Source organism: Streptomyces sp. NPDC023157, assembly GCF_055560575.1.
The window spans coordinates 748,053-773,698 of the sequence record NZ_JBVHIL010000001.1; the positions used below are offsets into that span (position 1 = coordinate 748,053).

Annotated in this window: 19 protein-coding genes and 1 pseudogene; 12 read left to right on the plus strand and 8 right to left on the minus strand. The window is 72.3% G+C overall.

Features of this window, described 5'->3' with window-relative positions; translation table 11 throughout:
- Window positions 1-106: 106 nt before the first annotated feature.
- Window positions 107-1,516, minus strand: a complete 1,410-nt coding sequence (locus tag ACZ3ZE_RS03480; protein WP_467257192.1) for a ferredoxin reductase family protein — start codon at window positions 1,514-1,516, stop codon at window positions 107-109.
- A gap of 193 nt (window positions 1,517-1,709) precedes the next feature.
- Here ACZ3ZE_RS03480 and ACZ3ZE_RS03485 point away from each other — a divergent pair, with 193 nt between their 5' ends.
- From ACZ3ZE_RS03485 to ACZ3ZE_RS03510, 6 genes are all read left to right on the plus strand, one after another.
- Complete coding sequence (locus ACZ3ZE_RS03485; RefSeq protein ID WP_467257194.1) at window positions 1,710-2,945, plus strand: NAD(P)/FAD-dependent oxidoreductase; 1,236 nt, start codon at window positions 1,710-1,712, stop codon at window positions 2,943-2,945.
- 1 nt (window position 2,946) lies between these two features.
- Window positions 2,947-5,490 (plus strand): nitrite reductase large subunit NirB, encoded by a 2,544-nt coding sequence (gene nirB / locus ACZ3ZE_RS03490; RefSeq protein ID WP_467257196.1) that lies wholly within the window; start codon window positions 2,947-2,949, stop codon window positions 5,488-5,490.
- Complete coding sequence (gene nirD / locus ACZ3ZE_RS03495; RefSeq protein ID WP_361163351.1) at window positions 5,487-5,849, plus strand: nitrite reductase small subunit NirD; 363 nt, start codon at window positions 5,487-5,489, stop codon at window positions 5,847-5,849. Before nirB ends, nirD begins: the two co-directional genes overlap by 4 nt.
- A 28-nt stretch (window positions 5,850-5,877) precedes the next feature.
- Complete coding sequence (locus tag ACZ3ZE_RS03500) at window positions 5,878-6,462, plus strand: TetR/AcrR family transcriptional regulator (RefSeq protein ID WP_361624018.1); 585 nt, start codon at window positions 5,878-5,880, stop codon at window positions 6,460-6,462.
- 95 nt (window positions 6,463-6,557) lie between these two features.
- Window positions 6,558-8,009 carry an MFS transporter gene (locus ACZ3ZE_RS03505; protein ID WP_467257198.1) on the plus strand — a complete coding sequence of 484 codons (1,452 nt, stop codon included), beginning with the start codon at window positions 6,558-6,560 and terminating at the stop codon, window positions 8,007-8,009.
- Window positions 8,010-8,124: 115 nt separating this feature from the next.
- Entirely contained in the window at window positions 8,125-8,889 is a 765-nt protein-coding gene (locus ACZ3ZE_RS03510) for an SDR family NAD(P)-dependent oxidoreductase (protein WP_467257200.1), read from the plus strand.
- Between the two features lie 21 nt (window positions 8,890-8,910).
- Here the strand turns inward: ACZ3ZE_RS03510 and ACZ3ZE_RS03515 are convergent, their stop codons facing one another.
- On the minus strand, window positions 8,911-9,321 hold the full coding sequence (locus tag ACZ3ZE_RS03515; protein WP_361163343.1) for a VOC family protein: 411 nt from the start codon (window positions 9,319-9,321) through the stop codon (window positions 8,911-8,913).
- A gap of 153 nt (window positions 9,322-9,474) precedes the next feature.
- Window positions 9,475-11,055 (minus strand): right-handed parallel beta-helix repeat-containing protein, encoded by a 1,581-nt coding sequence (locus ACZ3ZE_RS03520; protein WP_467257202.1) that lies wholly within the window; start codon window positions 11,053-11,055, stop codon window positions 9,475-9,477.
- Between the two features lie 146 nt (window positions 11,056-11,201).
- Between ACZ3ZE_RS03520 and ACZ3ZE_RS03525 the strand changes: the two are divergent.
- Window positions 11,202-11,492, plus strand: a pseudogene (locus ACZ3ZE_RS03525) (translocation protein TolB); the annotation flags it as partial.
- On the opposite strand, the gene ACZ3ZE_RS03530 reads toward ACZ3ZE_RS03525, so the two are convergent.
- From ACZ3ZE_RS03530 to dusB, 3 genes are all read right to left on the minus strand, one after another.
- Complete coding sequence (locus tag ACZ3ZE_RS03530) at window positions 11,462-12,484, minus strand: ArsR/SmtB family transcription factor (protein WP_361163338.1); 1,023 nt, start codon at window positions 12,482-12,484, stop codon at window positions 11,462-11,464. The pseudogene ACZ3ZE_RS03525 and the gene ACZ3ZE_RS03530 overlap by 31 nt on opposite strands.
- Window positions 12,485-13,037: 553 nt before the next feature.
- Complete coding sequence (gene ppdK, locus ACZ3ZE_RS03535) at window positions 13,038-15,749, minus strand: pyruvate, phosphate dikinase (RefSeq protein WP_361164664.1); 2,712 nt, start codon at window positions 15,747-15,749, stop codon at window positions 13,038-13,040.
- A 367-nt stretch (window positions 15,750-16,116) separates the two neighbouring features.
- Window positions 16,117-17,253: a tRNA dihydrouridine synthase DusB gene (gene dusB / locus ACZ3ZE_RS03540; protein WP_361163336.1), complete on the minus strand. Its 1,137-nt coding sequence runs from the start codon at window positions 17,251-17,253 to the stop codon at window positions 16,117-16,119.
- 52 nt (window positions 17,254-17,305) lie between these two features.
- On the opposite strand from dusB, the gene ACZ3ZE_RS03545 reads away from it, so the two are divergent.
- Window positions 17,306-18,787, plus strand: coding sequence for an MFS transporter (locus ACZ3ZE_RS03545; RefSeq protein ID WP_467257204.1), 1,482 nt, complete (start codon window positions 17,306-17,308; stop codon window positions 18,785-18,787).
- Here the strand turns inward: ACZ3ZE_RS03545 and ACZ3ZE_RS03550 are convergent.
- A complete protein-coding gene (locus ACZ3ZE_RS03550) occupies window positions 18,757-19,725 on the minus strand; it encodes an MmyB family transcriptional regulator (RefSeq protein ID WP_363291197.1) in 969 nt (322 codons plus the stop codon). The genes ACZ3ZE_RS03545 and ACZ3ZE_RS03550 overlap by 31 nt on opposite strands.
- 101 nt (window positions 19,726-19,826) lie before the next feature.
- Between ACZ3ZE_RS03550 and ACZ3ZE_RS03555 the strand changes: the two genes are divergently transcribed.
- The 3 genes from ACZ3ZE_RS03555 (at window position 19,827) to ACZ3ZE_RS03565 (ending at window position 23,010) form a co-directional block, all read left to right on the plus strand.
- Window positions 19,827-21,263: an MFS transporter gene (locus ACZ3ZE_RS03555; RefSeq protein WP_467257206.1), complete on the plus strand. Its 1,437-nt coding sequence runs from the start codon at window positions 19,827-19,829 to the stop codon at window positions 21,261-21,263.
- A 104-nt stretch (window positions 21,264-21,367) separates the two neighbouring features.
- The gene (locus tag ACZ3ZE_RS03560; protein ID WP_363291195.1) at window positions 21,368-22,405 is read left to right on the plus strand and encodes an aldo/keto reductase; all 1,038 of its coding nucleotides are present in this window, start codon (window positions 21,368-21,370) and stop codon (window positions 22,403-22,405) included.
- A 17-nt stretch (window positions 22,406-22,422) separates the two neighbouring features.
- Window positions 22,423-23,010 (plus strand): TetR/AcrR family transcriptional regulator, encoded by a 588-nt coding sequence (locus ACZ3ZE_RS03565; RefSeq protein WP_361163328.1) that lies wholly within the window; start codon window positions 22,423-22,425, stop codon window positions 23,008-23,010.
- A 79-nt stretch (window positions 23,011-23,089) separates the two neighbouring features.
- On the opposite strand, the gene ACZ3ZE_RS03570 is transcribed toward ACZ3ZE_RS03565, so the two are convergent.
- Complete coding sequence (locus ACZ3ZE_RS03570; RefSeq protein WP_361163326.1) at window positions 23,090-24,472, minus strand: glycine--tRNA ligase; 1,383 nt, start codon at window positions 24,470-24,472, stop codon at window positions 23,090-23,092.
- A gap of 165 nt (window positions 24,473-24,637) precedes the next feature.
- Here ACZ3ZE_RS03570 and ACZ3ZE_RS03575 point away from each other — a divergent pair, with 165 nt between their 5' ends.
- A complete protein-coding gene (locus ACZ3ZE_RS03575) occupies window positions 24,638-25,615 on the plus strand; it encodes a metal ABC transporter substrate-binding protein (RefSeq protein ID WP_467257208.1) in 978 nt (325 codons plus the stop codon).
- The last annotated feature ends 31 nt before the right edge of the window (window positions 25,616-25,646 follow it).

Here is a 25,646-nt window from a genome sequence, read left to right on the forward strand (position 1 = left end):
GCGTCTGCGGATCCGCTCCCCCGGCGCTCGGCCTCTCCGGATCCGCTCCCCCGCGGGTCCGGCACCACGCCGCCGGGTCCCCTCTCCGCCTGCGGCTCTGCGGTGGCTAGGCATGGCTGAAGTCCTCGCTGTGGATGCGGTGGGCCGGCACCCCGGCCCGGGTCAGGGAGGCGGTGGCCGCCCGGGCCATCCCGGGCGGCCCGCACAGGTAGACGTCGTGCGCGGACAGGTCCGGCACCAGGTTGCGCAGGGCGCGGGGCGCGAGCGGGTCGAAGGACGCGTCGGACGGGCCGAGCAGGAAGTGCAGGGCTGCCCCGCGTTCCTGGGCGATGGCCTCCAGTTCGGCGCGCAGGACGAGCGCGGCGGCGTCGGAGGCCCGGTAGAGGAGGGTGAGGTCGCCCGGGCCGCCGGGCAGCGTCTCGAACAGGGCCCGCAGCGGGGTGATGCCGACGCCTCCGGCGAGCAGCAGCACCTTGCGGCGGGTGCGCCGGTGGGCGGTGAGCGCGCCGAACGGGCCGGTGGCGACCACGCGGGTGCCGGGGCGCAGCCGGCGGATCCGGCGGGTGTGGTCGCCGCAGGCCTTCACGGTGATCCGCAGGGTGTCGTCGCGGACGGGCGCGGAGAGCGAGAAGGGCAGGGCGGTGGAGCGCAACCCGGGGCGCAGGAAGCGCCAGCGGAAGAACTGCCCGGGTTCGGCCCGTAGTTCGGCCACTCCTCTGCCCCGGACGAGGACGGAGACCGTGTCGGGGCCCTCGGCGACGACCTCGGTGACCCGCAGGTCGTGCCGGAGGGCGCGCCGGACGGGGACGGCGACGCGGTACCAGACGAGGACGACGCCGACCGTGGCGTGCGCCATGGCCCACACCCAGCGGGTGAGGGGTGCGGCGAGGTCCGGACCGGCGAGCTGGTGCACGAAGCCGAGGGCGGCGGCGAGGTGGCTGAGCAGATGGATCCGCCGCCAGGTCTCGTGCCGGATCCGGCGGCGTGCCGCCCCGGCGGAGGCCACGCCGACGCCCGCGAAGAGGACCGTGCCCAGGCAGGCGGCGGCGACCCACGGGTAGCCGAGCAGGCCCCGGACGGCGGCGAGCAGGTCGGTGCCGGTGTGGACGGCGTAGCCGCACAGGGCGAGCAGGCCGTGGGCGGCGACGAATCCGAGGACGTACCGCCCGCCGGAGGCGTGCCACCGGGCGAGCTGATCGGCTCCCACTCCGTGCTCGACCGCCGGGATCCGGGCCATGAGCAGCAGCATGACGAGCACCCCGTACCCGGCGAGCATGCCGGTGAGGTGGGCGCCGCTCGCGAACAGGGCGTCGAGCCGCGCGGACGGCCGGGCCTGCACGCCCCAGCAGAGGGCGACGGCTCCGGCACCCGCGACGACGGCGTCACGGAGCCGGTCGGGGGCGAGCCGGGGCGGCGCGGGCTCGGGTGCCGGCCGGGTGGCGGGGGCCGGCCCGGGGGCGGGAGCCAGCGGCACGGACAGCGGGGCGTAGAGAGGGTGCGGGGCCTCGGTGGTCACGTCGGCACCCTAGGGTCGCCCACCGCCCGCGAACCGCCCCTCCGCGCCCGTCCCGCGATCCTTAAGCCCGCCTTGAGCAGCCCCTCACCGCCGGTTAATCCTCACAGTGCGGACCGGCCGAGGTGAGATCAGCGTTCCGCACGGGAAACAGCGGGGATGCCACCGGGTAACACCCTCCGCGCACGCTTCGGGCATGAGGACACGGATCGTGGTGGTCGGCGGCGGGACGGCGGGCGCCCGGCTGGCGCAGCGCCTGCCGGTGACACTCCTCGGCGAGGAGCCGCACGAGCCGTACAACAGGGTGCTGCTGGCGGACGTCCTCGCCGGCCGGTACGGCCCCGAGGTCATCGCGCTGCCGGGAACGCGGGAGCCGGTCCGGCTCGGCGTCCGGGCGGTGCGGATCGACCGCGCGGCCCGCTCGGTGGAGTGCGCGGACGGCTCGCTGGTCGGCTACGACCGGCTGGTCCTGGCGACCGGCTCGGCCCCGGTGCTGCCGCCGCTGCGCGGTCTGCGCGGCACCGGACTCCCGGCGGGCGTCCACCCGTTCCGCACCCTGGACGACTGCCTGGCCCTGCGGGCGCTGGCCGGTCCCGGCACCCGTGCCGTGGTCGTGGGCGGCGGTCTGCTGGGCGTGTCGGCGGCGCGGGCGCTGGCGGCCCTGGGCGCCGAGGTGGTCGTCACCCAGCAGGGCGAGCACCTGATGGAGTGCCAACTGGACCGGAGCTCCTCGGCCTTGCTCCAGGAGCATCTGGAGGCGCGGGGCGTGGAGGTGCACACCGAGTGCCGGGTGAGCGGGCTGCGGCGGCACCGGGGCGCGGTGACCGCGGTCGAGCTGGCCGACGGTTACGTCCTGGACGCGGACGTGGTGATCCTGGCCTGCGGGGTGCGCCCCCGGGTGGCGCTGGCCCGGGAGGCGGGTCTGGACGTGCGCCGGGGCGTGGTCGTCGACGACGAGCTGCGCACCTCCGACCCGTACATCCACGCGGTCGGCGACTGCGCGGAACACCGGGGCCGGGTCTACGGCCTGGCGGGCCCGGCCCTGGACCAGGCGGACGTCCTGGCGGACCTGCTCGCGGCGGAGGCGGAGGCGCACGGCGGCGGGAGCGGTCCCGCGCCCCTGGCCGCCCCCCGCTACACCGGCACCCGCGCCCTGACCCGCCTGACCCTCACCGGCCCGGCGGCCGACACCCTCGACCTGGCGGCCTTCGGCGAGACGACGCCCACGCCCGGCGACGACGTCGTGCAGCTCACCGACGCGACCCGCCGCGCCTACCGCAAGGTCGTCGTCCGCGGCGACCGCCTGGTGGGCGGCGTCCTCCTCGGCGACCTGGCCTCGGTCGGGACGCTGGCCCGGACCTGGGAGGGCGACGAGGCCCTTCCCGAAGACGCTCCTCTGCTTCACCTGCTCACCCACGACGGAGGCTTCTGACATGACGACCGCGCCGCTCCCCACCCTCGTCCTGGTCGGCCACGGCATGGTCGGCCAGCGTTTCCTGGAGGCGCTCGCGGACCGGGGCGTCACCGCGCGGGCCCGGATCGTGGTGCTCTGCGAGGAGCCGCGCCCGGCCTACGACCGCGTGCAACTGACCTCGTACTTCTCGGGGAAGTCCCCGGACGACCTGTCGATGGTCGAGGCCGGCTTCCTGGAGAGGCACGGCATCGAACTGCACACCTCGGAAGCGGCCCGGACGATCGACCGGGAGGCCCGCACGGTGACGACCGGCACCGGCCGGACCTTCGCCTACGACACCCTGGTCCTGGCCACCGGCTCGTACCCGTTCGTCCCGCCGGTGCCGGGCAAGGACGCCCGGGGCTGCTTCGTCTACCGCACCATCGAGGACCTGCTGGCGATCGAGGAGTACGCGAAGGGCGCCACGACCGGCGCGGTGGTGGGCGGCGGTCTGCTGGGCCTGGAGGCGGCGGGCGCGCTCAAGGGCCTGGGCCTCGACACGCACGTGGTGGAGTTCGCGCCGCGCCTGATGCCGGTGCAGGTCGACGAGGGCGGCGGCGCGGCCCTGCTGCGCACGATCGAGCGGATGGGCCTGACGGTCCACACCGGGACGGGCACCCAGGAGGTCGTCACCGAGGACGGCACCGTGACGGGCATGCGGCTCTCCGACGGCTCGGAACTGCGCACGGACCTGGTGGTGTTCTCGGCGGGCGTCCGCCCCCGCGACCAGCTGGCCCGCGAGAGCGGCCTCACCGTCGGCGAGCGCGGCGGCATCGCGGTGGACGAGCACTGCCGCACCTCCGACCCTCGGGTGTTCGCGATCGGCGAGTGCGCGCTCGCCTCCGACGGGCGGGTGTACGGCCTGGTGGCACCGGGCTACGAGATGGCGCAGACGGTGGCGGCGGCGATCGCCGAGGAGAGCACGCGGGGCTTCACCGGCGCCGACCTGTCGACCAAGCTGAAGCTGCTGGGCGTGGACGTGGCCTCGTTCGGCGACGCCCACGGCACCACCGAGGGCTGCCTGGACGTCGTCTACTCCGACTCGCGCTCCGGGATCTACAAGAAGCTGGTCGTCGACGCCGAGGGCACGCTGCTCGGCGGCGTCCTGGTCGGCGACGCCGACGCGTACGGCATGCTCCGCCCGCTCACCGGCACCAGGCCGCCGGTCTCCCCGGAGCAGCTGGTGCTCCCGGCGGGGGCGGGCGCCGGGGCGCAGGCGCTCGGCCCGTCCGCGCTGCCCGACGACGCCGTGATCTGCTCCTGCCACAACGTCACCAAGCACGCGATCACCGAGTGCGCGACGCTGCCCGAGGTGAAGAAGTGCACCAAGGCCGGTACGGGCTGCGGCAGTTGCGTGAGGGTCATCGAGAAGCTGCTGCCGCCGCCCGCCTCGAAGGGCCTGTGCGGCTGCTTCCCGTACACCCGCAGCGAGCTGTACGAGATCGCCCGCACCCTGCGGGTCACCTCCTTCGCCGCGCTCCTCGACTCGCACGGCCGGGACGAGGCGAAGGGCGGGGAGGGCTGCGAGGTGTGCAAGCCGACGGTCGGCTCGATCCTGGCGAGCCTGGCCCCGGCGATCGGGGTGGACGGCTACATCCTGGACGGCGAGCAGGCCGCGCTCCAGGACACCAACGACCACTTCCTGGCCAACCTCCAGCGCAACGGCTCCTATTCGGTGGTGCCGCGCATCCCGGGCGGTGAGATCACCCCGGAGAAGCTGATCGTGATCGGCGAGGTCGCCCGCGACTTCGGCCTCTACACGAAGATCACCGGCGGCCAGCGCATCGACCTGTTCGGCGCCCGCGTCGAGCAGCTCCCGGCGATCTGGACCCGGCTGGTGGACGCGGGCTTCGAGTCGGGGCACGCGTACGGCAAGTCGCTGCGGACGGTGAAGTCCTGTGTGGGGCAGACCTGGTGCCGCTACGGCGTGCAGGACTCGGTGCGGACCGCCATCCTCCTCGAACTGCGCTACCGGGGCCTGCGCGCCCCGCACAAGCTGAAGTCGGCGGTCTCGGGCTGCGCGCGGGAGTGCGCGGAGGCCCAGTCGAAGGACTTCGGGGTGATCGCGACGGCCAACGGCTGGAACCTGTACGTGGGCGGCAACGGCGGCGCGACCCCGCGCCACGCGGACCTGCTGGCGCAGGACCTGTCGGACGCGGAGCTGTTCCGGCTGATCGACCGCTTCCTGATGTTCTACATCCGCACGGCCGACCGCCTGGAGCGCACCTCGGTGTGGCTGGAGCGCCTGGAGGGCGGCCTGGACCACCTGCGGGACGTGGTCGTGCACGACTCACTGGGGCTGTGCGAGGAGCTGGAGGCACTGATGGCGGCGCACGTGGCCGGCTACCGCGACGAGTGGGCGGAGACCCTGGACGACCCGGAGCGGCTGCGGCGCTTCGTGTCGTTCGTGAACGCGCCGGAGGCGCCGGACCCGACCGTGCGGTTCGTGCCGGAGCGCGACCAGATCAAGCCGGACCTCCAGCTCCTGACCATCGGAACGCGCGAAGGGACCCTGACCCGATGATGCTCGAACTCGCCCACTCCGCCGACGCCTGGACACCGGTCTGCGAGGAGCACCGGCTCACCCCCGGCCGGGGCGTGGCGGCCCTGCTGCCGGACGGCCGGCAGGCCGCCGTCTTCAAGGACCGGGCGGGCCGGACGTACGCGATCGACAACCGCGACCCGTTCACCGGCGCGCAGGTCCTGTCGCGGGGCCTGACCGGCTCGGCGGCCGGGCGCCCCTTCGTGGCCTCGCCGCTCCTGAAGCAGCGCTTCGACCTGGAGACGGGCCGGTGCCTGGACGACGAGGAGGTGTCGGTGACGGTGTACCAGGTCCGGACGACCGAACCCGCCGACCACGCCGACACCCACCTGCTTGACTGATCGTTCCAGAAAGGCGTAGCGTCCTCGCATGGCCAGAACGAAGGAATTCGACCCGGACGCGGCACTCCGCTCGGCCCTCGACCTGTTCTGGGAACGGGGCTACGAGGCGACGAGCATGGCCGACCTGGTCGAGCACCTCGGGATCGGCCGTGCGAGCCTCTACGCGACCTTCGGCAACAAGCACGAGCTGTACCTGAAGGCGATGGAGCGGTACGCGCGGACGCAGGACCCGCGCCTGTTCGCGGAGCTGTCGGCGCCGGGGCCCGCCCTGCCCGCCGTCCGCGGCCTCGTCCGCCGCTTCGCGGCCGAGTCCGGCGCGGACGAGACCCGGCTGCGCGGCTGCCTGGTCACCAACTCGGCCGCCGAACTGGGCCCGCACGACGCCGGCGTGGCACGCCGCGTGGAGCGCAGCTGGGAGCAGCTGGAGACGCTGCTGCACGCGGCGCTCGCACGGGCCGTCGCCCAGGGCGAACTCCCGGCGGACCGGGACCCGCGGGCGCTGGCACGGATGCTGCTGGTGCTGATGCAGGGCCTGCGGGTGGTCGGCAAGGCGTCGAGCGACCCGGGCCGCGTGCACGACGCGGCGGAACAGGCACTGACGCTGCTCGACTGAGGTCCGATGACGTCCGACGACGTCCGGGGCGCCGATGAGGCGCCCCTCTCTTCGGCGCTTATTCTGGAATGTACGGTCTATTACAGGGGGGGCTCGTGCGCAGCACGACCACGGATGGGGCATGGACGGCAGGGGCCTCGACGGCGAAGGCCGCGACGACACCTCCGGCACCGACTCCGGCTCCGGCTCCGGCACCCCCGGGCGCGCACCGGCCGCCCCGCTCCCCCCGCCCCGCCTTCGCCCTCCTCGGTACCGTCCAGGCCACCCTGGTCTTCACCCTCGCCTCGCTCGCCGTGCCGCTCCCCCGGATCGGCGTCGAACTGCGCCTGGACCGGGCCGATCTCATCCTGCTCAGCGCCGCCTACGGGCTGACCTTCGCCGGGCTGCTGCTCTTCGGCGGCCGGCTCGCCGACCGCTACGGCGGGCGGCGGGCGCTGACCGCCGGGCTCCTCGTCTTCGGCGCCGCCTCCGCCCTCGCCCCGCTCACCCCCGGGTACGGCACGCTGCTCGCCGCCCGGTTCGCCCAGGGACTCGGCGCCGCGCTGGTCGCCCCCGCGGCGATGGGCGTGCTGCGCGCCCTGTACCCGGCGCCCGCCGCTTACAGCCGGGCCATGGGCACCTGGGGCGGGCTCGCCGTCCTGGGCGCGACCGCGGGCAACCTGCTCTCCGGGGTGATCTCGGCCGCCGCCTCCTGGCGCTGGACCTTCGCCGTCCCCGTCGCCGTCACGGCCGTCGCTCTGCTCCTGGGCCCGCGCCTGCTGCCGGGCACGGCGCCGGAGAAGGACCCCACGCGGACCGCCCGCGGCCTCGACCTCCCCGGCGCGCTGCTCGCCACCACCGGGATCACGCTCGCCAGTTACGGGCTCGTGCTCACCGACGCCCGCCCCTGGGGCTCGGCCGGCGTCCTCGTCCCGCTGCTCGGCGGCCTGGCCCTCCTCGCGGGCTTCGCGCTCGTGGAACGGCGGGCCGCCGACCCCCTGCTGCCGCCCGCGTTCCTGCGCGACCGGCGCCGGGGCCTGGGGCTCGCCGCCGTGGCGCTCACCGCCTCCGGCACCGCGGGGGTCTTCGTCCTGCTGTCGCTGGCGCTCCAGGAGGACCGCGACTGGTCCGCGCCGCGCACCTCGGGCGCCTTCGTGCCGTTCGCCGTCGCGCTGCTGCTCGCGGGCCGGGCGGCCGGGCCGCTGATCCGGCGGTACGGGGCGGGGCGCGCGACCGGCGCCGGGCTCGGCACCGGGGCCGTGGGCCTCGGGCTGCTCGCGGCCACCGGACTCGACCCGGCCACGCCCTACGCGTACGGCCTGCTGCCCGGCCTGCTGCTGCTCCCGGCCGGCGCGGCGGTCTCCTTCGCGGGGGCGGCGGTCCTCGCCACCGAGCGGGTGCCGGCCCAGGACGGCGGCCTCGCGGGCGGTGTCCTGAACACCGCGATGGAGCTGGGCCCCACCGTCGTCTTCGCCGCCGTGCTGACCCTCGGCACGGACGCCGCCTCCCTGGCGGCGACGGCCCTCGGCTTCGCGGCCCTGGCCGCGGCGACCTCTCGTACCAGGTGAACGTCCTCAGCACACGTCCGCAGTACACGTCCGCGGTACACGCCCTCAGTACACGTCCGCGGCGCACGCCCGCAGTACACGTCCTCAAGTGAACCTTTCCCTCAAGGAGTCGACCATGACGTCCGCACGCTTCTCCGACCGCACCGTCCTCGTCACCGGCGGCGGCACCGGCCTCGGCCGGGCCATCGCGCTCGCCTTCGCCGCCGAGGGTGCGAAGGTCGCCGTCGCGGGCCGCAGCGCCGCCACCCTGGAAGAGACGGTGGCGCTGATCGAGGAGGCGGGCGGTACCGCCGCCGCCTTCACCGCCGACGTGGCGGACGCCGGGTCCATGCGGGCTCTGGTGGGCTCGACGGTCGAGACCTTCGGCGGTCTCGACGTCGCCGTGAACAACGCGGGGGTGTTCCGCGGCGGGCACTCGGCCGCCGACTTCCCCCTGGAGGACTGGCACACGCTGCTCGACATCAACGTCACCGGCGTCCTGCACGCGCTCCAGGCCGAGGTCGGCCACATGCGCGCCCACGGCGGCGGGGCGATCGTGAACATCTCCTCGAACCTGGGCCCCCACGTGCGCGTCCCGGGCGTCTTCGGCTACCAGGTCTCCAAGGCGGCGGTGTCCGCGCTGACCCGGGCCGCCGCACTCGACCACGTCGCCGACGGCATCCGGATCAACGCGGTCAGCCCGGGTGCCTCGGAGTCCTCGATGTCGCTGCGGCCGGGTGAGACCGAGGCCGAGCGGGAGGTGCGGATGAAGGAGGAGTCGCCGCTGGGGCGGATCTCCTCGGCGGCGGAGGTGGCGACGGCGGTGCTGCACCTGGCCTCCGACGCCGCCGGTTCGACGATCGGGGCGGACCTGGTCGTCGACGGCGGCGTCTCCGCCTGACGCCGCCCGACCGGCCAGGGCTCAGCCCTGGACGGCGGCCGGGTCCATCCAGAAGACCTCCCAGTGGTGCCCGTCCAGGTCGGTGAAGGAACGCCCGTACATGAAGCCGTGGTCCTGCGGCTCCTTCGCCACGCCGCCGCCCGCGGCGAGGGCCGCGTCGACCAGCTCGTCGACGCCCTCGCGGCTCTCACGGCTGAGGGTGATCAGCACCTCGGTGTTCTTCGTCGCGTCGGAGATGTCCTTCCCCGGCGCGGTGAAGGTCCGGAACTTCTCCTCGGTGAGCAGCATGGCGAAGATCGTGTCGCTGATCACCAGACAACCCGTCGACTCGTCCGAGAACTGCGGGTTGAAGGAGAAGCCCAGCTTGTTCCAGAAGGCCTTGGTGGCGTCGAGGTCCTGAGCGGGCAGGTTCACGAAGATCATCTGAGCCATGGTGTCGTCTCTCTTCCGTTCCGTACGGGGTCTGTTCCGTAGTGGCGCTTACGAGAGTGAAGACAGGGCGCGGCGACGAAACTCATCGCCGCGCCGAAGGTTTTTTCGAAACGTGCGCCGGAGCGTGCTCCGGCTCGTGCTCCGGCTCGTGCCTCAGACCGTGTTCTGGACGGACGTCGTCCCGGTCCCCGAGTCCAGGATCGCGGGCACCCCGGCGCCCCGCCCGGTCAGGTCGTTGCCGACCAGCCAGGTGTCGGTGGAGCCCGCCATGACCGCGATCGCGGCACCGGAGGCGCCACCGGTGAGGGCGCTCACGGTGTTGCCCTGGACGAAGGACCCGGCCGCGTTCCCGCCGACGCGGACGGCGTAGGCGGCGGCGCCGGTGACGCGGTTGCCGCGCAGGGTGATGCCGTTGACGCCGGCGCTGATGCCGTGGCCGGTCGTGGTGAGGACCGTGTTGTCGGCGACGAGGGTGCCGGTGGCGGCGGAGTCCACGCCGATGCCGTCGCCCTGGACGTCGGAGACGCTGTTGCCGACGACGAGCGCGTTCGGGGAGTTCTGGACGTGGAGGGCCTGGCAGTTGCCGGTGGGGCTGGTGCGCAGGGTGGTGGTGACGGTGTTGCGGCTGATCGTCAGGCCGTCGGTCTGCGTGGCGTAGATCCCGGCCTCGCCCTTGACCGAGGTGATCGTGTTGCCGCTGATGGTGACGGTCCGGTGGCGGGCGCCGCCGGTGGGGACGGTGACGGTGATGCCGCCGCCGCCCTCGATGCCGCTGAGGGTGTTGCCGGTGACGGTGATGCCGCTGAGGGCGTTGCCCTGGGGCGAGTTCAGGTAGACGGCGTGGGAGGCGGTGCCGCGGATCGTGTTGTCGGCGATGACCGAGTCCTGCCAGTCGGCGGCCCGGACGCCGTACGCGCCGCTCTTCTCGACCGTGTTGCCGATGACCCGGATCCGCCGGTGGGCGACGCCCTTGGCGCCCCAGTGGTCGCCGCACAGCGCGCCGAACGGCCCGGTCGTCGTCCCGGGGCGCAGGACGCAGCCGGTGATGAGGATGTCCTCGCAGGGCGTGGCGTCGTACGCGGGGGCGGGCAGGTTGCCCTCGGTGGCGCAGGTGATCTGGACGGCCTCCTTGGTGGTGAGGCTCGCCCCGTCGCCGGGGTGGTGCCCGTCGAAGACGCAGTTCACGACGGCCGCGTTGCGGACCGCGTTCAGCTCGATGGCGTGCGCGGAGGGGGTGTCGACGAAGGTGCAGTCCTTGACCAGGACGCCCTCGCAGTGGGCGAAGCCGATGGCGTCGCTCTGGGTGCTGAAGACACCGCCGCGCATGTCCCAGGTGCCGCCGAGGACGGCGATCGAACCCGCGCCCTGGTAGCCGTACACGGGCGTGACGGAGTCGAAGTTCTTCAGCAGGCCGCCGTTGTTCCCGGTCCGCACGATGCGTGCCCCGTACGCGGAGACGGTGGTCCCGGCGCCGACGACGAGGCCGCTCCCGATCGGGTAGGTGCCCGGCGGTATCAGCAGGGTCGCCGGACCCTGGACGGCCTTCAGGGCGGCGAGCGCGCTCTTGAACGCGGCCGTGTCGTCGGTGGTCCCGTCGCCCTTGGCGCCGTGGGCGGTGACGTCGACGACCGTCCCGCCGGTCACGGCCACGGCCGGTGTCGCGCCGAGGACGGCGCCGCCGCCCCACGCTCCGACGAAACCGCCCATGGCCAGCATCAGCGAACGGCGTTCCACGCTGCTGTCTCCCCTGTGTCGCTGTGTCGATCTTCGGAGGAGGAGGCTACGTCAGGGGCCGGCCGGCTCCCTCCGGAGGGTCTCCGCCGACAGCCCGCCGCTCCCCCGTCTGGCAGACCGTGCCGGACCCGGACGGCTCGCCGGCCACCATCCTGACGGGCGGCGGCGCGCCCCTCACGGGCGTCGACAACATCACCGGCTCCGCCTCCGGCGACCTGTTCGTCGCCGAGGACGGCGGCACCATGGAGATCTGCCTGATCACGCCGGACGACCTCGTCACGCCCTTCCTGCGGATCAGCGGCCAGTCCGGCTCCGAGATCACCGGACCGGCCTTCTCCCCCGACGGCCGGCGCCTCTGCTTCTCCAGCCGGCGCGGCACCAGCGGCAGCTCCTCGGGCGGCATCACCTACGAGGTGACCGGCCCGTTCCGCGCGTAGCAGCGCGTCTCACGGGGGGTCCGGGCGCCGCCGAGCAGGGCGGCGCCCAGGGGCGTGAGGGTGTGCAGCACGGCGTTGCCGTGGCGCAGCGTGGCGACCAGGCCGGCCTCGCGCAGCACGCCCGCGTGCTGGCTCGCGGAGGCGAGGGAGATCCCCGCCCTGCGGGCCAGTTCGCTGGTGGTGCCGCCGTCGCCGATGGCGCTGAGGACGGCGGAGCGGGTGTGCCCGACGAGTTTGGCGAGCGAGGGCAGGCCCGGCTCGCGCAGGGTCGGCGCCTCGCAGTGGGTGACGGGATAGACCAGCACCGGCGGCAGGCCGGGGTCGCGGAGCACGACCGGGGTGCCGCGGCAGAAGTAGGACGGCTGGAGCAGCAGCCCGCGCCCGTCGAGGTGCACGTCCCGCTCGACGGGGTAGTCGGCCTCCAGGACGGGGCTGCGCCAGCGGAGCATCGGCGGCAGCGAGGCGAGGAGTTCCTCCGCGCCCCCGTCGAGCAGGGCCCGGCCGCGCAGCGCCCGGTCGGCCTCGACCCGGGACTGGATGTGCGACCAGTACGGTTCGACGGCGGCCCGGTGGTAGCCGCGCAGGGCCGCGACGAGCCGCCCGAGGGGCTCCGAGGCGCCCTCCGCGAGGGCCCGCAGCGCGGCGGGCACGGCCGGGCGCCCGGCGCGGGTGGTGCCGAGCAGCGCGATTTCGGCGTGAATCCGGCCGGGCGGGGTCGCGCGGATCGCGTCGAGGGCCTCATCGACTCCGAGGATGCCTTGCGGCGGAGTCAGGAAGTCGGGGAAATAGCCGCGCCCGGGAACGAGCGCGGCGAGCAGCCGGGTCTCGGCGCCCATCCGTACGCGGGCTTCCGACCGCCATTCGCGGAAGACCATCGATCCGCGCCGGTCCCTTAAGCGGTGAAAACTGAGAATCGTTTCCCAGAGAACGTCCGGCCGGGCGGCCATCCGGACCCCGGCCAAGTCGTTTCCGCTGAAATGAATCCGCAGCATCGAACCCCCACCTGTGCACTCGCAACCACCCCCGACGACGAGTATGCACAGCATCACTGCACGTTACCAGGGTGTTTCAGCCACACTTGAAAAGCCTCGCGGCGAACACAGGTCAACCGAAAAGCTGTGCGTGTCGGGCAGGAAACCTTCAGGACCGAGGTGACGTGGCGAAGACCGTGGGGGGCTTCGTCTCGTCCGGCGGCGGTCGGCGAGGTTGCGGCTCACCTGCCCGATGAAAAATGGGCGCGGCCTCCGGGTGGGGATCCGGAGGTCGCGCCTGTCTCATTCTTTGCGAAAGTTCAACGGCGTTAGAACGTCGTTCGACAGCGCTCATTGTCGTTCAATGTCCAATAATCCAATGCCCCGCATTCGAGCATGGACTTGAACAGGAACTCACATTTGCCCAACGATCATGTAACGCCACACCCGGGACGAAATACGACGGGGCGGACACCTCCGCACAAGGTGTCCGCCCCGCCCCTCTTGCGAACCGGAGCCGCCACCCATCGGTCTTGAGGGTCGGGGACGAGCGGCGGCTCCGGTGGTCAGCGGGTCAGCGGCTGTCGCTGCCCTTCGCCTCGGCCGCCGCGCGGCCGGCCTCCAGGCGCGCCACCGGGATCCGGAAGGGCGAGCAGGAGACGTAGTCGAGGCCCACCTCGTGGAAGAAGTGCACCGACTCCGGGTCGCCGCCGTGCTCGCCGCAGACGCCCAGCTTGATGTCGGGGCGGGTGGCACGGCCGGCCTCGACGGCGCTGCGGACCAGGGCGCCCACGCCGTCCTTGTCGATGGTCTCGAAGGGGCTGACGCCGAAGATGCCCTTCTCCAGGTACGCGGTGAAGAAGCTGGCCTCCACGTCGTCGCGGGAGAAGCCCCAGACCGTCTGGGTCAGGTCGTTGGTGCCGAAGGAGAAGAACTCGGCGGCCTCGGCGATCTGACCGGCGGTCACGGCGGCGCGCGGCAGCTCGATCATGGTGCCCAGGGCCAGCTTGAGCTCGATGCCGGTCTGCGCCCGTACCTCGGCGATGACCTCCTCGGCCTCCTCGCGGACCAGCTCCAGCTCCTGGACGGTGCCGACGAGCGGGATCATGATCTCGACGCGCGGGTCGCCCTTGGCGTCGATGCGCTGGGCGGCGGCCTCGGCGATGGCGCGGACCTGCATGGTGAACAGACCGGGGATGACCAGGCCGAGGCGGACGCCGCGCAGACCCAGCATCGGGTTCTGCTCGTGCAGCCGGTGCACGGCCTGGAGCAGGCGCAGGTCGTTCTCGTGCGGCTCCTTGCGGGCCTCGGCGAGGGCGACGCGCACCGAGAGCTCGGTGATGTCGGGCAGGAACTCGTGCAGCGGCGGGTCGAGCAGCCGGACGGTGACGGGCAGGCCGTCCATCGCCTCGAAGAGCTCGACGAAGTCCTGCTTCTGCAGCGGGAGCAGCGCCTTCAGCGACTCCTCGCGCTCCTCGTCGGTGTCGGCGAGGATGAGCCGCTCGACGTACTGGCGGCGCTCACCGAGGAACATGTGCTCGGTGCGGCACAGGCCGATGCCCTGGGCGCCGAAGCGGCGGGCGCGCGAGGCGTCCTCGGCGTTGTCGGCGTTGGCGCGGACGCGCAGGCGGCGGACGCGGTCGGCGTAGGCCATGATCCGGTGGACGGCCTGGACCAGCTCGTCGGCGTCGTCGGCGCCGGCGTGCATGCGGCCCTCGAAGTACTCGACGACCGGGGACGGGACGACGGGCACCTCGCCGACGTACACCTTGCCGGTGGAGCCGTCGATGGAGACGACGTCGCCCTCCTCGATGACCACGCCGGAGGCGGTGGTCATGCGGCGGCGCTTGGTGTCGACCTCGAGCTCCTCGGCGCCGCAGACGCAGGTCTTGCCCATGCCGCGGGCGACGACGGCGGCGTGCGAGGTCTTGCCGCCGCGGGAGGTGAGGATGCCCTCGGCGGCGATCATGCCGTCCAGGTCGTCCGGGTTGGTCTCACGGCGGATGAGGATGACCTTCTCGCCGGAGCGGGACCACTTGACGGCCGTGTACGAGTCGAAGACGGCCTTGCCGACGGCGGCGCCCGGGGAGGCGGCGATGCCGCGCCCGATCTGCTCGACCTTGGCGTGCTCGTCGAACTTGGGGAACATCAGCTGGGCGAGCTGGGCGCCGTTGACCCGCTGGAGCGCCTCGGCCTCGTCGATCAGGCCCTGGTCCACGAGCTGGGTGGCGATGCGGAAGGCGGCACCGGCGGTGCGCTTGCCGACGCGGGTCTGCAGCATCCAGAGCTGGCCGCGCTCGATGGTGAACTCGATGTCGCAGAGATCCTTGTAGTGGGTCTCCAGCGTGTTCATGATCTGCATGAGCTGGTCGTACGACGTCTTGTCGATCGACTCGAGCTCGGCGAGCGGCACGGTGTTGCGGATGCCGGCGACGACGTCCTCGCCCTGCGCGTTCTGCAGGTAGTCGCCGTAGACGCCGGCGTGGCCGGAGGCGGGGTCGCGGGTGAAGGCGACGCCGGTGCCGGAGTCGGGGCCGAGGTTGCCGAAGACCATCGAGCAGACGTTGACGGCGGTGCCGAGGTCGCCCGGGATGCGCTCCTGGCGGCGGTACAGCTTCGCGCGGTCGGTGTTCCAGGAGTTGAAGACGGCCTCGATCGCGAGGTCCATCTGCTCGCGCGGGTCCTGCGGGAAGTCGCGGCCGGTCGCGGTCTTGACGATCTTCTTGAAGTGCTCGACCAGCTTCTTCAGGTCGGCGGCGTCCAGGTCGGTGTCGCTGGTGACCTTCTTCGCGGCCTTGGCCTCGTCGAGGGCGTCCTCGAAGAGCTCGCCGTCCACGTCGAGGACGGTCTTGCCGAACATCTGGATGAGACGGCGGTAAGAGTCCCAGGCGAAGCGCGCGTTGTCGGCCTGCTGGGCGAGGCCCTCGACGGAGACGTCGGAGAGGCCGATGTTGAGGACCGTGTCCATCATGCCGGGCATGGAGAACTTGGCGCCGGAGCGGACCGAGACGAGCAGCGGGTTGTCCGCCTGGCCCAGCTTCTTGCCCATCTGGCGCTCGAGGGCGTCGAGGTGCGCGCTGACCTCGTCGCGGAGCTCGGCCGGCTCGGAGCCGCTCTCGAGGTAGACCTTGCAGGCCTCGGTCGTGATCGTGAAGCCGGGGGGGACCGGCAGACCGAGGTTGGTCATCTCGGCCAGGTTCGCGCCCTTGCCACCGAGCAGGTCCTTGAGGTCCTTGTTGCCCTCGGTGAAGTCGTACACGAACTTCTGATCATTAATTTCCGACACGGGTCCCGACTCCTCGATGACTCGGTTGGCTGCCCTGACGGCGAGGAACATACCCAGATCGAAGGCTTCTGGGGAGGTACGCCTACCGGTCATCCGGTCTTAACCACCCGTCCGCCAGCACATCGAAAGTAACTGATCGGTAGCTTCCGCTTTCACACCCCGAAGCCGAGTTGACTCATTCCAGAGATTCGCTGCTCACATGAGCGCCCAAAAGAGCATTTGCGTTCAACTCTTGAACGCAAAAAGGGTGGCACTCCGTGCCACCCTTCAAACGGGAGACGGGCCCGTAACCTGCTCATCTGAGCGCTACCCCTATCAAGGGTGGCGAGGATCACTCGCCAGGAAGGGCCCGAATCACGGCCTCATCTCACCCGCCGGACGTGTCCAGCTCCGCGTCCTCGCTCACTCCGGCGCAGTCGTACGGGTCCTTCAGCCAGCCCTCCGGCAGGACAACCCGCCCATTTCCGGACGTACGGCCGCGCGGACCGTCCGCACCCACCGGCCAGGGCTGGTCCAGGTCCAGCTCGCTCAACTGAGCGCTCAGTTCGTCCAGCGACGAGGTGATCGCCAGCTTCTTGCGCATCTCCGAACCGACCGAGAACCCCTTCAGGTACCAGGCGACGTGCTTGCGGAAGTCGACGACACCGCGCGACTCGTCACCCAGCCACTCCCCGAGCAGACGCGCGTGCCGCACCATCGTGTCCGCGACCACCCGCAGCCCCGGCTGCGCGTACTCCCCGGTCCCCTCGAAGCCGGCCACCAGGTCCCCGAAGAGCCAGGGGCGCCCGAGGCAGCCACGGCCCACGACCACGCCGTCACAGCCGGTCTCGCGCATCATGCGCAGGGCGTCGTCGGCGGACCAGATGTCGCCGTTGCCGAGCACCGGGATCTCCGGCACGTGCTCCTTGAGCCGCGCGATCGCGTCCCAGTCGGCCGTGCCGCCGTAGTGCTGGGCCGCGGTCCTGCCGTGCAGGGCGATCGCGGTGACGCCCTCCTCGACGGCGATCCGCCCGGCGTCCAGGAAGGTGATGTGGTCGTCGTCGATGCCCTTGCGCATCTTCATCGTGACCGGCAGGTCGCCGGCGTTGGTCACGGCCTCGTGCAGGATCGCCCGCAGCAGCGGCCGCTTGTACGGGAGGGCCGAGCCGCCGCCCTTGCGGGTCACCTTGGGCACCGGGCAGCCGAAGTTCAGGTCGATGTGGTCCGCCAGGTCCTCGTCCACGATCATGCGGACGGCCTTGCCGACGGTCACCGGGTCGACGCCGTACAGCTGGATCGAGCGCGGCTTCTCGGTCTCGTCGAAGCGGATGAGCTGCATGGTCTTCTCATTGCGCTCGACCAGCGCCCTCGTCGTGATCATCTCGCTCACGAACAGCCCCTTCCCGCCGGAGAAGTCACGGCAGAGGGTGCGGAAAGGGGCGTTGGTGATGCCGGCCATCGGCGCGAGCACCACCGGCGGCTGCACGATGTGGGGCCCGATGGCGAGAGGGGAGAACGCGGTCATCCGCCCATTGTCGCGCACCGCGGAGGTCGTTAGACAGCCGTACTATCCGCACATGTCCGAGCTCACACCCCAGCGGCCCGCCGCCGCCCCGCTCCCCCGGCGCCGCAGGCTGCTGGTCCTGGGCATCTGCTGCCTGAGCCTGCTGATCGTCAGCCTGGACAACACCGCCCTCAACGTGGCGCTCCCGTCCATGCGGCGCGAGCTGGACGCCTCGGTCTCCGGACTGCAGTGGACCATCGACGCCTACACCCTGGTGCTCGCCTCGCTGCTGATGCTCTCCGGCTCCACCGCCGACCGGATCGGACGCCGCCGGGTCTTCACCACCGGGCTCGTACTCTTCGTCCTCGGCTCGCTGCTCTGCTCCCTCGCGCCCAGCCTGGAGGCGCTGGTCGCGTTCCGGATGGTGCAGGCGGTCGGCGGCTCGATGCTCAACCCGGTCGCCATGTCGATCATCACCAACACCTTCACGGACCCGGCGGAACGCGCCCGCGCCATCGGCGTCTGGGGCGCCGTCGTCGGCATCTCCCTGGCGGCGGGCCCGCTGGTCGGCGGCCTGCTCGTCGAGTCGGTCGGCTGGCGGGCGATCTTCTGGGTCAACCTGCCCATCGGCCTGACCGCGCTGCTCCTCACCCTCCGGTACGTCCCCGAGTCCCGCGCGCCCCGCCCCCGGCGCCCGGACCCGGTGGGCCAGGTCCTCGTGACGCTGCTGCTCGGCTCCCTCACGTACGCGATCATCGAGACCAGCCCGCTCTTCGCGGCGGTGGCGACGGGCGCGCTCGCCGGGATCCTGCTCTACGAGCCGCGCCGCCGCGAGCCCCTGATCGACCTGCGGTTCTTCCGCAGCGCGCCGTTCAGCGGGGCCACGGTGATAGCGGTCAGCGCCTTCGCGGCGCTGGGCGGCTTCCTCTTCCTCAACACGCTCTACCTCCAGGACGTCCGGGGCCTCTCGGCCCTGCACGCGGGGCTCTTCATGCTGCCCATGGCGGCGATGACCTTCGTCTTCGCTCCGCTGTCCGGGCGCCTGGTGGGGGCGCGCGGGCCACGCCCCTCGCTGCTGGTCTCGGGGGCGGCGATGGCGGCCGGCTCCCTGCTGTTCGCCGCCTTCGAGGCGGAGACGAGCACACCGCTGCTCTTCACCGGGTACGTGGTCTTCGGCATCGGCTTCGGCATGGTGAACGCGCCGATCACCACCACCGCGGTGTCCGGGATGCCCCGCGCGCAGGCCGGGGTGGCCGCGGCCGTGGCGTCCACGAGCCGCCAGACCGGCCAGACGCTGGGGGTCGCGGTGGCGGGCGCGCTACTGAGCGCGGGGCTCGCCTCCTCCTCGTACGCGACGGCCACGGGCGACCTCGACGCCTTCGTGGCGGCGAGCGGGCCGGCCTACTGGATCATCACCGGCTGCGGCCTGTGCGTGCTCGTCGCCGGGGCGCTGACCAGCGGGGCGTGGGCGCGCGGGACGGCGGAACGGACGGCGGCGCGGCTCGCGACGGAGGACGGCGAGGTTCAGGCGACGGCGAGGGCGTCCTCGCCCTGAGCGGCGGCGGAGGCGGGGGCGGCGGCTGCTGCTGCTTCCCCGGGCTGTGCCGCCGCGGCCGCCTCCTCCGCGAGGATCAGCTCCCGGAGCCGTTCGACTCCGGCCCGGCTCGCCTCGTCGACGGGGACGTACGTCACGAGCCGCGGCCCTGCGGCGGGGCCGAGGTACAGGTTGGTGTGCTCCAGCCTGAGCAGCCCGACGTGGGCGTTGCGGATGAGCTTGGTCCGGCCGGACTGGTCGACGACGTCGTGCCGCGCCCACAGCTCGCGGAACTCCGGAGAGGCCGTACGGAGCCGGTGCACCAGCTCCTTCCAGGCGGGTTCGGCGAGGTGCTCGGCCATGGCGGCGCGCAGCTTGCCGGCGAGCGAGGTGAGGACTTCGGGCAGGTCGGTGACGGCGGCGCGGAAGTCGTCGTTGGTGAAGGCCAGCCAGAGGCTGTTGCGCTCCTCGCGGGGCAGCGCGTCCAGGTCGCAGAAGAGCCGGCCGAAGGTGCGGTTGTGGGCGAGGAAGTCGTAGCGGCTGTTCTGCACGGCGGCGGGGACCGGCTCCAGCTGGTCGAGGAGCCGGCGCAGCGCGGGCGTGACGGCCGGGCACGGGGTCTCGGGGTGCGGGTCGGTCTGCCCGGCGAGGGCGAAGAGGTGGTTCCGCTCGGTGGGGTCGAGCAGCAGGGCGCCGGCGAGGGCGTCCAGGACCTGCGGGGAGACCTGGATGGGCCGCGCCTGCTCCAACCACGTGTACCAGGTGACGCCGACGGCGGAGAGCTGGGCGACCTCCTCGCGGCGCAGCCCCGGGGTGCGGCGGCGGCGCCCGCGCGGGAGGCCGGCCTGTTCGGGGCTGATCCGCTCGCGGCGGCTGCGCAGGAAGCCGGCGAGCTCGTGGCGGCGGATGTCGGGCTCGCCGGGGGTTCCGATCGCCGGGTCGGTGGTCATGACCGTCATGCTCCCAGGGTGCCGGGGCGCTCAGCCCGTTGCCAGGTACTGCTTGTACCAGGATAAAGAGACTCTGGTACCAGGTTGAGCGAGGGCCGATCGTCGGATGCGTGACTACGACATCCACCCCTGCCCGTACCTCCCCGGTCGTCGACCACGCCCGGCCGGTCCTCGGCACGCTCGGCCTGTTCACCGTGCTGCTCGGCGCGGCACTGCCCCTGATCGACTTCTTCATCGTCAACGTCGCCCTGCCGACCATCGACCACGACCTCGCCGCGGGACCGGCGCTCCTGGAGCTGGTGGTCGCGGGCTACGGCCTGTCGTACGCGGTGCTGCTCGTGCTCGGCGGACGGCTCGGCGACCTCTTCGGGCGCCGCCGGCTCTTCCTCGCCGGGATGGCGGCCTTCGGCCTGACCTCGCTCGCCTGCGGGCTCGCCCCGGACGCCTGGACCCTGGTCGGCGCCCGGGTGGCACAGGGTGCCGCGGCGGCCCTGATGCTGCCGCAGGTCCTCGCGACCATTCACTCCTCGACGTCGGGCGCCCGGCACGCGAAGGCGCTGAGCCTGTACGGGGCGACCGCGGGCCTCGCGATGGTGGCCGGCCAGATCCTGGGCGGTGTGCTGGTCGCCGCCGACGTCGCGGGCAGCGGCTGGCGGTCGATCTTCCTGGTCAACGTGCCGGTGGCGCTGCTCGGACTGCTGCTCGCGGCCCGCTCCGTGCCCGAGACCCGCTCGGACCGGCCGGCGCCGGTGGACGTCCCGGGCACGCTGCTGCTGGCGCTGAGCCTGCTGACGCTGCTCGCCCCGCTGACCGAGGGCCGGGCGGCGGGCTGGCCGCTGTGGACCTGGCTGGCGCTGGGCGTCTTCCCCTTCGCGGCCGGGGCGTTCTGGTGGGTCGAGGTGCGGGCGGACCGCCGGGGCCGGACGCCGCTGGTGCCGCCGCGCCTGCTTGAGCTGGTCTCGCTGCGCCGGGGGCTGGCCGTGGTGCTGCCGCTGTCGGGCGGCTTCAGCGGCTTCATGTTCGTGATCGCGGTGGCGCTCCAGCAGGGCCTGGCGATGGGCGCGGTGGCCTCGGGTCTGGCGCTGGTGCCGATGGCGGTGGCGTTCTTCGCCGCCTCGCTGGCCGGTCCTCGGCTGGTACGGCGCTGGGGCACCAGGGTCGTGACGGCGGGCGCGGTGTTCCAGGCGACGGGGATCGCGCTGATCGCCTGGGCCGTGGGGCACGGCTGGTCGGAGCTCTCGGTGGCGGACCTGCTGCCGGGCATGGCGGTCGCGGGCCTCGGCCAGGGGCTTCAGCTGCCGGTGCTGTTCCGGGTGGTGCTCTCGGAGGTGCCGGGCGAGCAGGCGGGCGTGGGCAGCGGGGTCATGGTGACCACCCAGCAGTCGGCGATGGCGCTGGGCGTGGCGACGCTCGGCTCGCTCTTCCTGTCGCTGTCCTCCTCGCCGGCCGCGATGGGCGCGGCGCTGACCACGACGCTGCTGGTGCAGCTGGGCGTGGTGGTGCTGACGCTGCTGCTGAGCCTGCGCCTGCCCCGCTCGGTGAAGTGAAAGAGGAAATCCAGGGATCCCGAACGGACCGAACGAACCGAACGAACCCGAAAGAGTGAATGACAGATATTGAAATCTGTCATCGGTCATGCCATGGTTGTGGCATGACGACGCACACGACTCCTCTCCCCACCCGCCCGCTCGGCACGACCGGCCCCCGGGTCTCCACCCTCGGCCTCGGCTGCATGGGCATGTCCGCGCTGTACGGCGAGAGCGACCGCGCCGAGTCGATCGCGACCCTCCACGCCGCCCTCGACGCCGGCGTCACCCTGCTGGACACCGGCGACTTCTACGGCATGGGGCACAACGAGCTGCTGATCAACGAGGCGCTGCGCACCGCCCCCGCCGCCGCCCGCGAGCAGGCCCTCATCAGCGTGAAGTTCGGCGCGCTGCGCACGGTGGAGGGCGGCTTCACCGGGTACGACGGGCGCCCGGCCGCGGTGAAGAACTTCGCGGCGTACTCGCTCCAGCGCCTCGGCACCGACCACATCGACATCTACCGGATCGCCCGCGTCGACCCCGACGTGCCGATCGAGGAGACCGTCGGCGCCATCGCCGAGCTGGTCGAGGCGGGCCATGTCCGGCACATAGGCCTCTCCGAGGTCGGCGCCGACACCCTGCGCCGGGCGGCGGCCGTCGCCCCGATCGCCGACCTCCAGATCGAGTACTCGCTGATATCCCGCGGCATCGAGGAGAAGATCCTGCCCGCCGCCCGCGAGCTGGGCATCGGCATCACCGCCTACGGGGTCCTCTCCCGCGGCCTGATCAGCGGCCACTTCACCCGGGACCGCGCCCTCGGCGCGGGCGACTTCCGCGGCATGTCCCCCCGCTTCCAGGGCGACAACCTGGCGCGGAACCTGGACCTGGTGGACCGGCTCCGTGAGGTCGCCGAGGCCAAGGGCGTGACGGTCGCCCAGACCGCCATCGCCTGGGTCCTCGCCCAGGGGGCCCGCCACGGCGCCGACATCGTCCCGCTGATCGGCGCCCGCCGCCGGGACCGCCTCGCCGAGGCGCTGGGTGCCGTGGACGTGACGCTCGACGCCGCCGACCTGGCGGCGATCGAGGAGGCCGTCCCGGCGGGCGCGGCGGCCGGCGCGCGCTATCCGGAGGCCCAGATGGCCCACCTGGACAGCGAGCACTGACCGGTAGTGTCGGTTCCATGGCCGCCACCGAAACCCTGACCGCAGAGCGCATCCTCGAAGCCACCGAGGAGGTGCTGCGCCGCTACGGCCCCGCGAAGGCGACCGTCGTGGACGTGGCCCGGGTGCTCGGCGTCAGCCACGGCAGCGTCTACCGCCACTTCCGCACCAAGGCGGCGCTGCGCGAGGCGGTCACCGAGCGCTGGCTCTCGCGCACCGAGGTCGCCCTCGCCGAGCTGACCGGCGCCCCGGGGCGGCCGGCGCCGGAGAAGCTGCACTCCTGGTTCGCGACCCTCTTCGAGGCCAAGCGGCACAAGGCGGGCGACGATCCGGAGCTGTTCGCGACCTACGGCGTGCTCATCGACGAGAACAGCGGCGTGGTGGACCAGCACATCGACGTGCTGATCGGCCAGGTCCGCTCGATCGTCGAGGAGGGCGCCCGGGAGGCCGAGTTCACCGCCGCCGACCCGGACGCCACGGCCCGCGCGCTCTTCCACGCCACCGCCCGCTTCCACGACCCGGCCTACGCGCCGGAGTGGCGGCGTCCCGCGATCGAGGCGGAGTTCGAGTCGGTCGTCGGCCTCCTGCTGCGCGGCCTGCGCCCGTAGGCACGCCCGGCACCGTACGACGCGGGAAAGCCCCCGGTTCCGAGACGGAACCGGGGGCTTTCCCGTACGTGCGCCTGACTCAGCAGCCGAGCAGGCGGCTGCCCAGGTAGCCCTGGATCTGGTCGAGGGAGACGCGCTCCTGCTTCATGGTGTCGCGCTCGCGCACCGTCACCGCGTTGTCGTCGAGGGTGTCGAAGTCGACGGTGATGCAGTACGGGGTGCCGATCTCGTCCTGGCGACGGTAGCGGCGGCCGATGGCGCCGGCGTCGTCGAACTCGATGTTCCAGTTCTGCCGCAGGTCGGCCGCGAGGCCCTTGGCCTTCGGCGAGAGCTGCGCGTTGCGGGACAGCGGCAGGACGGCGACCTTGACCGGGGCCAGGCGGTGGTCGAGGCGCAGCACGGTGCGCTTCTCCATGACGCCCTTGGCGTTCGGGGCCTCGTCCTCGATGTACGCGTCGAGCAGGAAGGCGAGCATGGCGCGGCCGACACCGGCCGCCGGCTCGATGACGTACGGCGTGTAGCGCTCGCCCGTCTCCTGCTCCAGGAACGTGAGGTTGGCGCCGGAGGCCTTGGAGTGGGCGTTCAGGTCGTAGTCGGTGCGGTTGGCGACGCCCTCCAGCTCGCCCCACTCGCTGCCGCCGAAGGAGAAGCGGTACTCGATGTCGGCGGTGCGCTTCGAGTAGTGGGAGAGCTTCTCCTCCGGGTGCTCGAACCAGCGCATGTTCTCCTCACGGAGACCCAGGCCGGTGTACCAGTTCCAGCGCTGCTGCATCCAGTACTCCTGCCACTGCTCGTCCTCGCCCGGCTTGACGAAGAACTCCATCTCCATCTGCTCGAACTCGCGCGTGCGGAAGATGAAGTTGCCCGGAGTGATCTCGTTCCGGAAGGACTTGCCCATCTGCGCGATGCCGAACGGGGGCTTCTTGCGCGAGGTGGTCTGCACCTGGGCGAAGTTGGTGAAGATGCCCTGGGCGGTCTCGGGACGCAGGTACGCGACGGAGCCGGTGTCCTGGGTCGGGCCGAGGTGCGTGGCCAGCAGGCCGGAGAACTGCTTGGGCTCCGTGAAGGTGCCCTTGTTGCCGCAGTTGGGGCAGTTGAGGTCGGCGAGGCCGTTCTCGGGGAGGCGGCCGTGCTTCTCCTCGTACGCCTCCTCCAGGTGGTCGGCGCGGTAGCGCTTGTGGCAGGAGGTGCACTCGGTCAGCGGGTCGCTGAAGGTGGCGACGTGGCCGGACGCCTCCCAGACCTCGGTGGCCAGGATGACGGACGAGTCGAGACCGACGACGTCCTCGCGCGCGGTGACCATGTAGCGCCACCACTGACGCTTGATGTTCTCCTTGAGTTCGACACCCAGCGGTCCGTAGTCCCAGGCGGCCTTCTGGCCACCGTAGATCTCGCTGCACGGGTAGACGAAGCCACGGCGCTTGCTCAGGCTGACGATGGTGTCGATCTTGTCGGCGGCCACGGTGCTCTCTTCATTACGACGACGAAGTGCGAATGCCTCAGGTTACCGGCGCCCGCACCCCCCGTATCAAATCGGTTCCGCTCCGGCCCGGAGTGCTCGGGAACACAGCGGGACGAAGCGTTCGGCAATTGACAACCGTTTCCATCTTTGTTGAAAATGAGTGTCATGAACGTACGCCGTCTGATACCCACCGCCGCCCTCGCCGGAGCCGTCACGCTCGGCCTCGTCACCCTCACCGCCTGCTCCGGCACCTCGGACGCGGCCGGCAAGGGCAGCGGCGGCAAGCTGGACGTGGTGGCGTCGTTCTACCCCATGCAGTACCTGGCCGAGCAGATAGGCGGCGGCCACGTCGCCGTCGACACCCTCACCAAGCCCGGCGTCGAGCCGCACGACCTGGAGCTCAAGCCGAAGCAGATCGGCGCGCTCGGCGAGGCCGACGTCATCCTCTACCTCAAGGGCATCCAGCCCGCCGTCGACGACGCCATCGCCCAGGCCGGCGTCGCCAACACCGTCGACGCGGCCACCCTCACCAAGCTGGAGGACCACGGCACCTCCTCCGGCCACGACCACGCCGCCGAGGAAGCCGGTCACGACCACGGCCACGACCACACGTCCGAGGCCGGCGCCGACCCGCACATCTGGCTCGACCCCGTGAAGTACGCCGAGGTCGCCAAGGGCGTGGGCACCGCCTTCGAGAAGGCCGACCCCGACCACGCCGCCGACTACCGGAAGAACACCGACGCCCTCGTCAAGAAGCTGGGCGCGCTGAACACCGAGTTCGCGGACGGTCTGAAGACCACCACCACCAGGACCTTCATCACCACCCACTCCGCCTTCGGCTACCTCGCCGAGCGCTACGGCCTCGACCAGGAGGGCATCACCGGCATCGACCCCGAGTCCGAGCCGAGCCCCGCCCGCGTCAAGGAACTCCAGGACATCGCGAAGAAGGACAAGGTCTCCACCGTCTTCTTCGAGACCCTGGCCAGCGACAAGACCGCCAGGGCCCTCGCGGCCGACACCGGCCTCAAGACCGACGTGCTCGACCCTCTTGAGGGAATCACGGCCACGTCCAAGGGCGCTGACTACATCCAGGTCATGCGGTCCAACCTCGCCGCGCTCCAGAAGGCCCTCGGCGCGAAGTGAAACCCACCCAGCAGGGACAGCAGGAGGCACC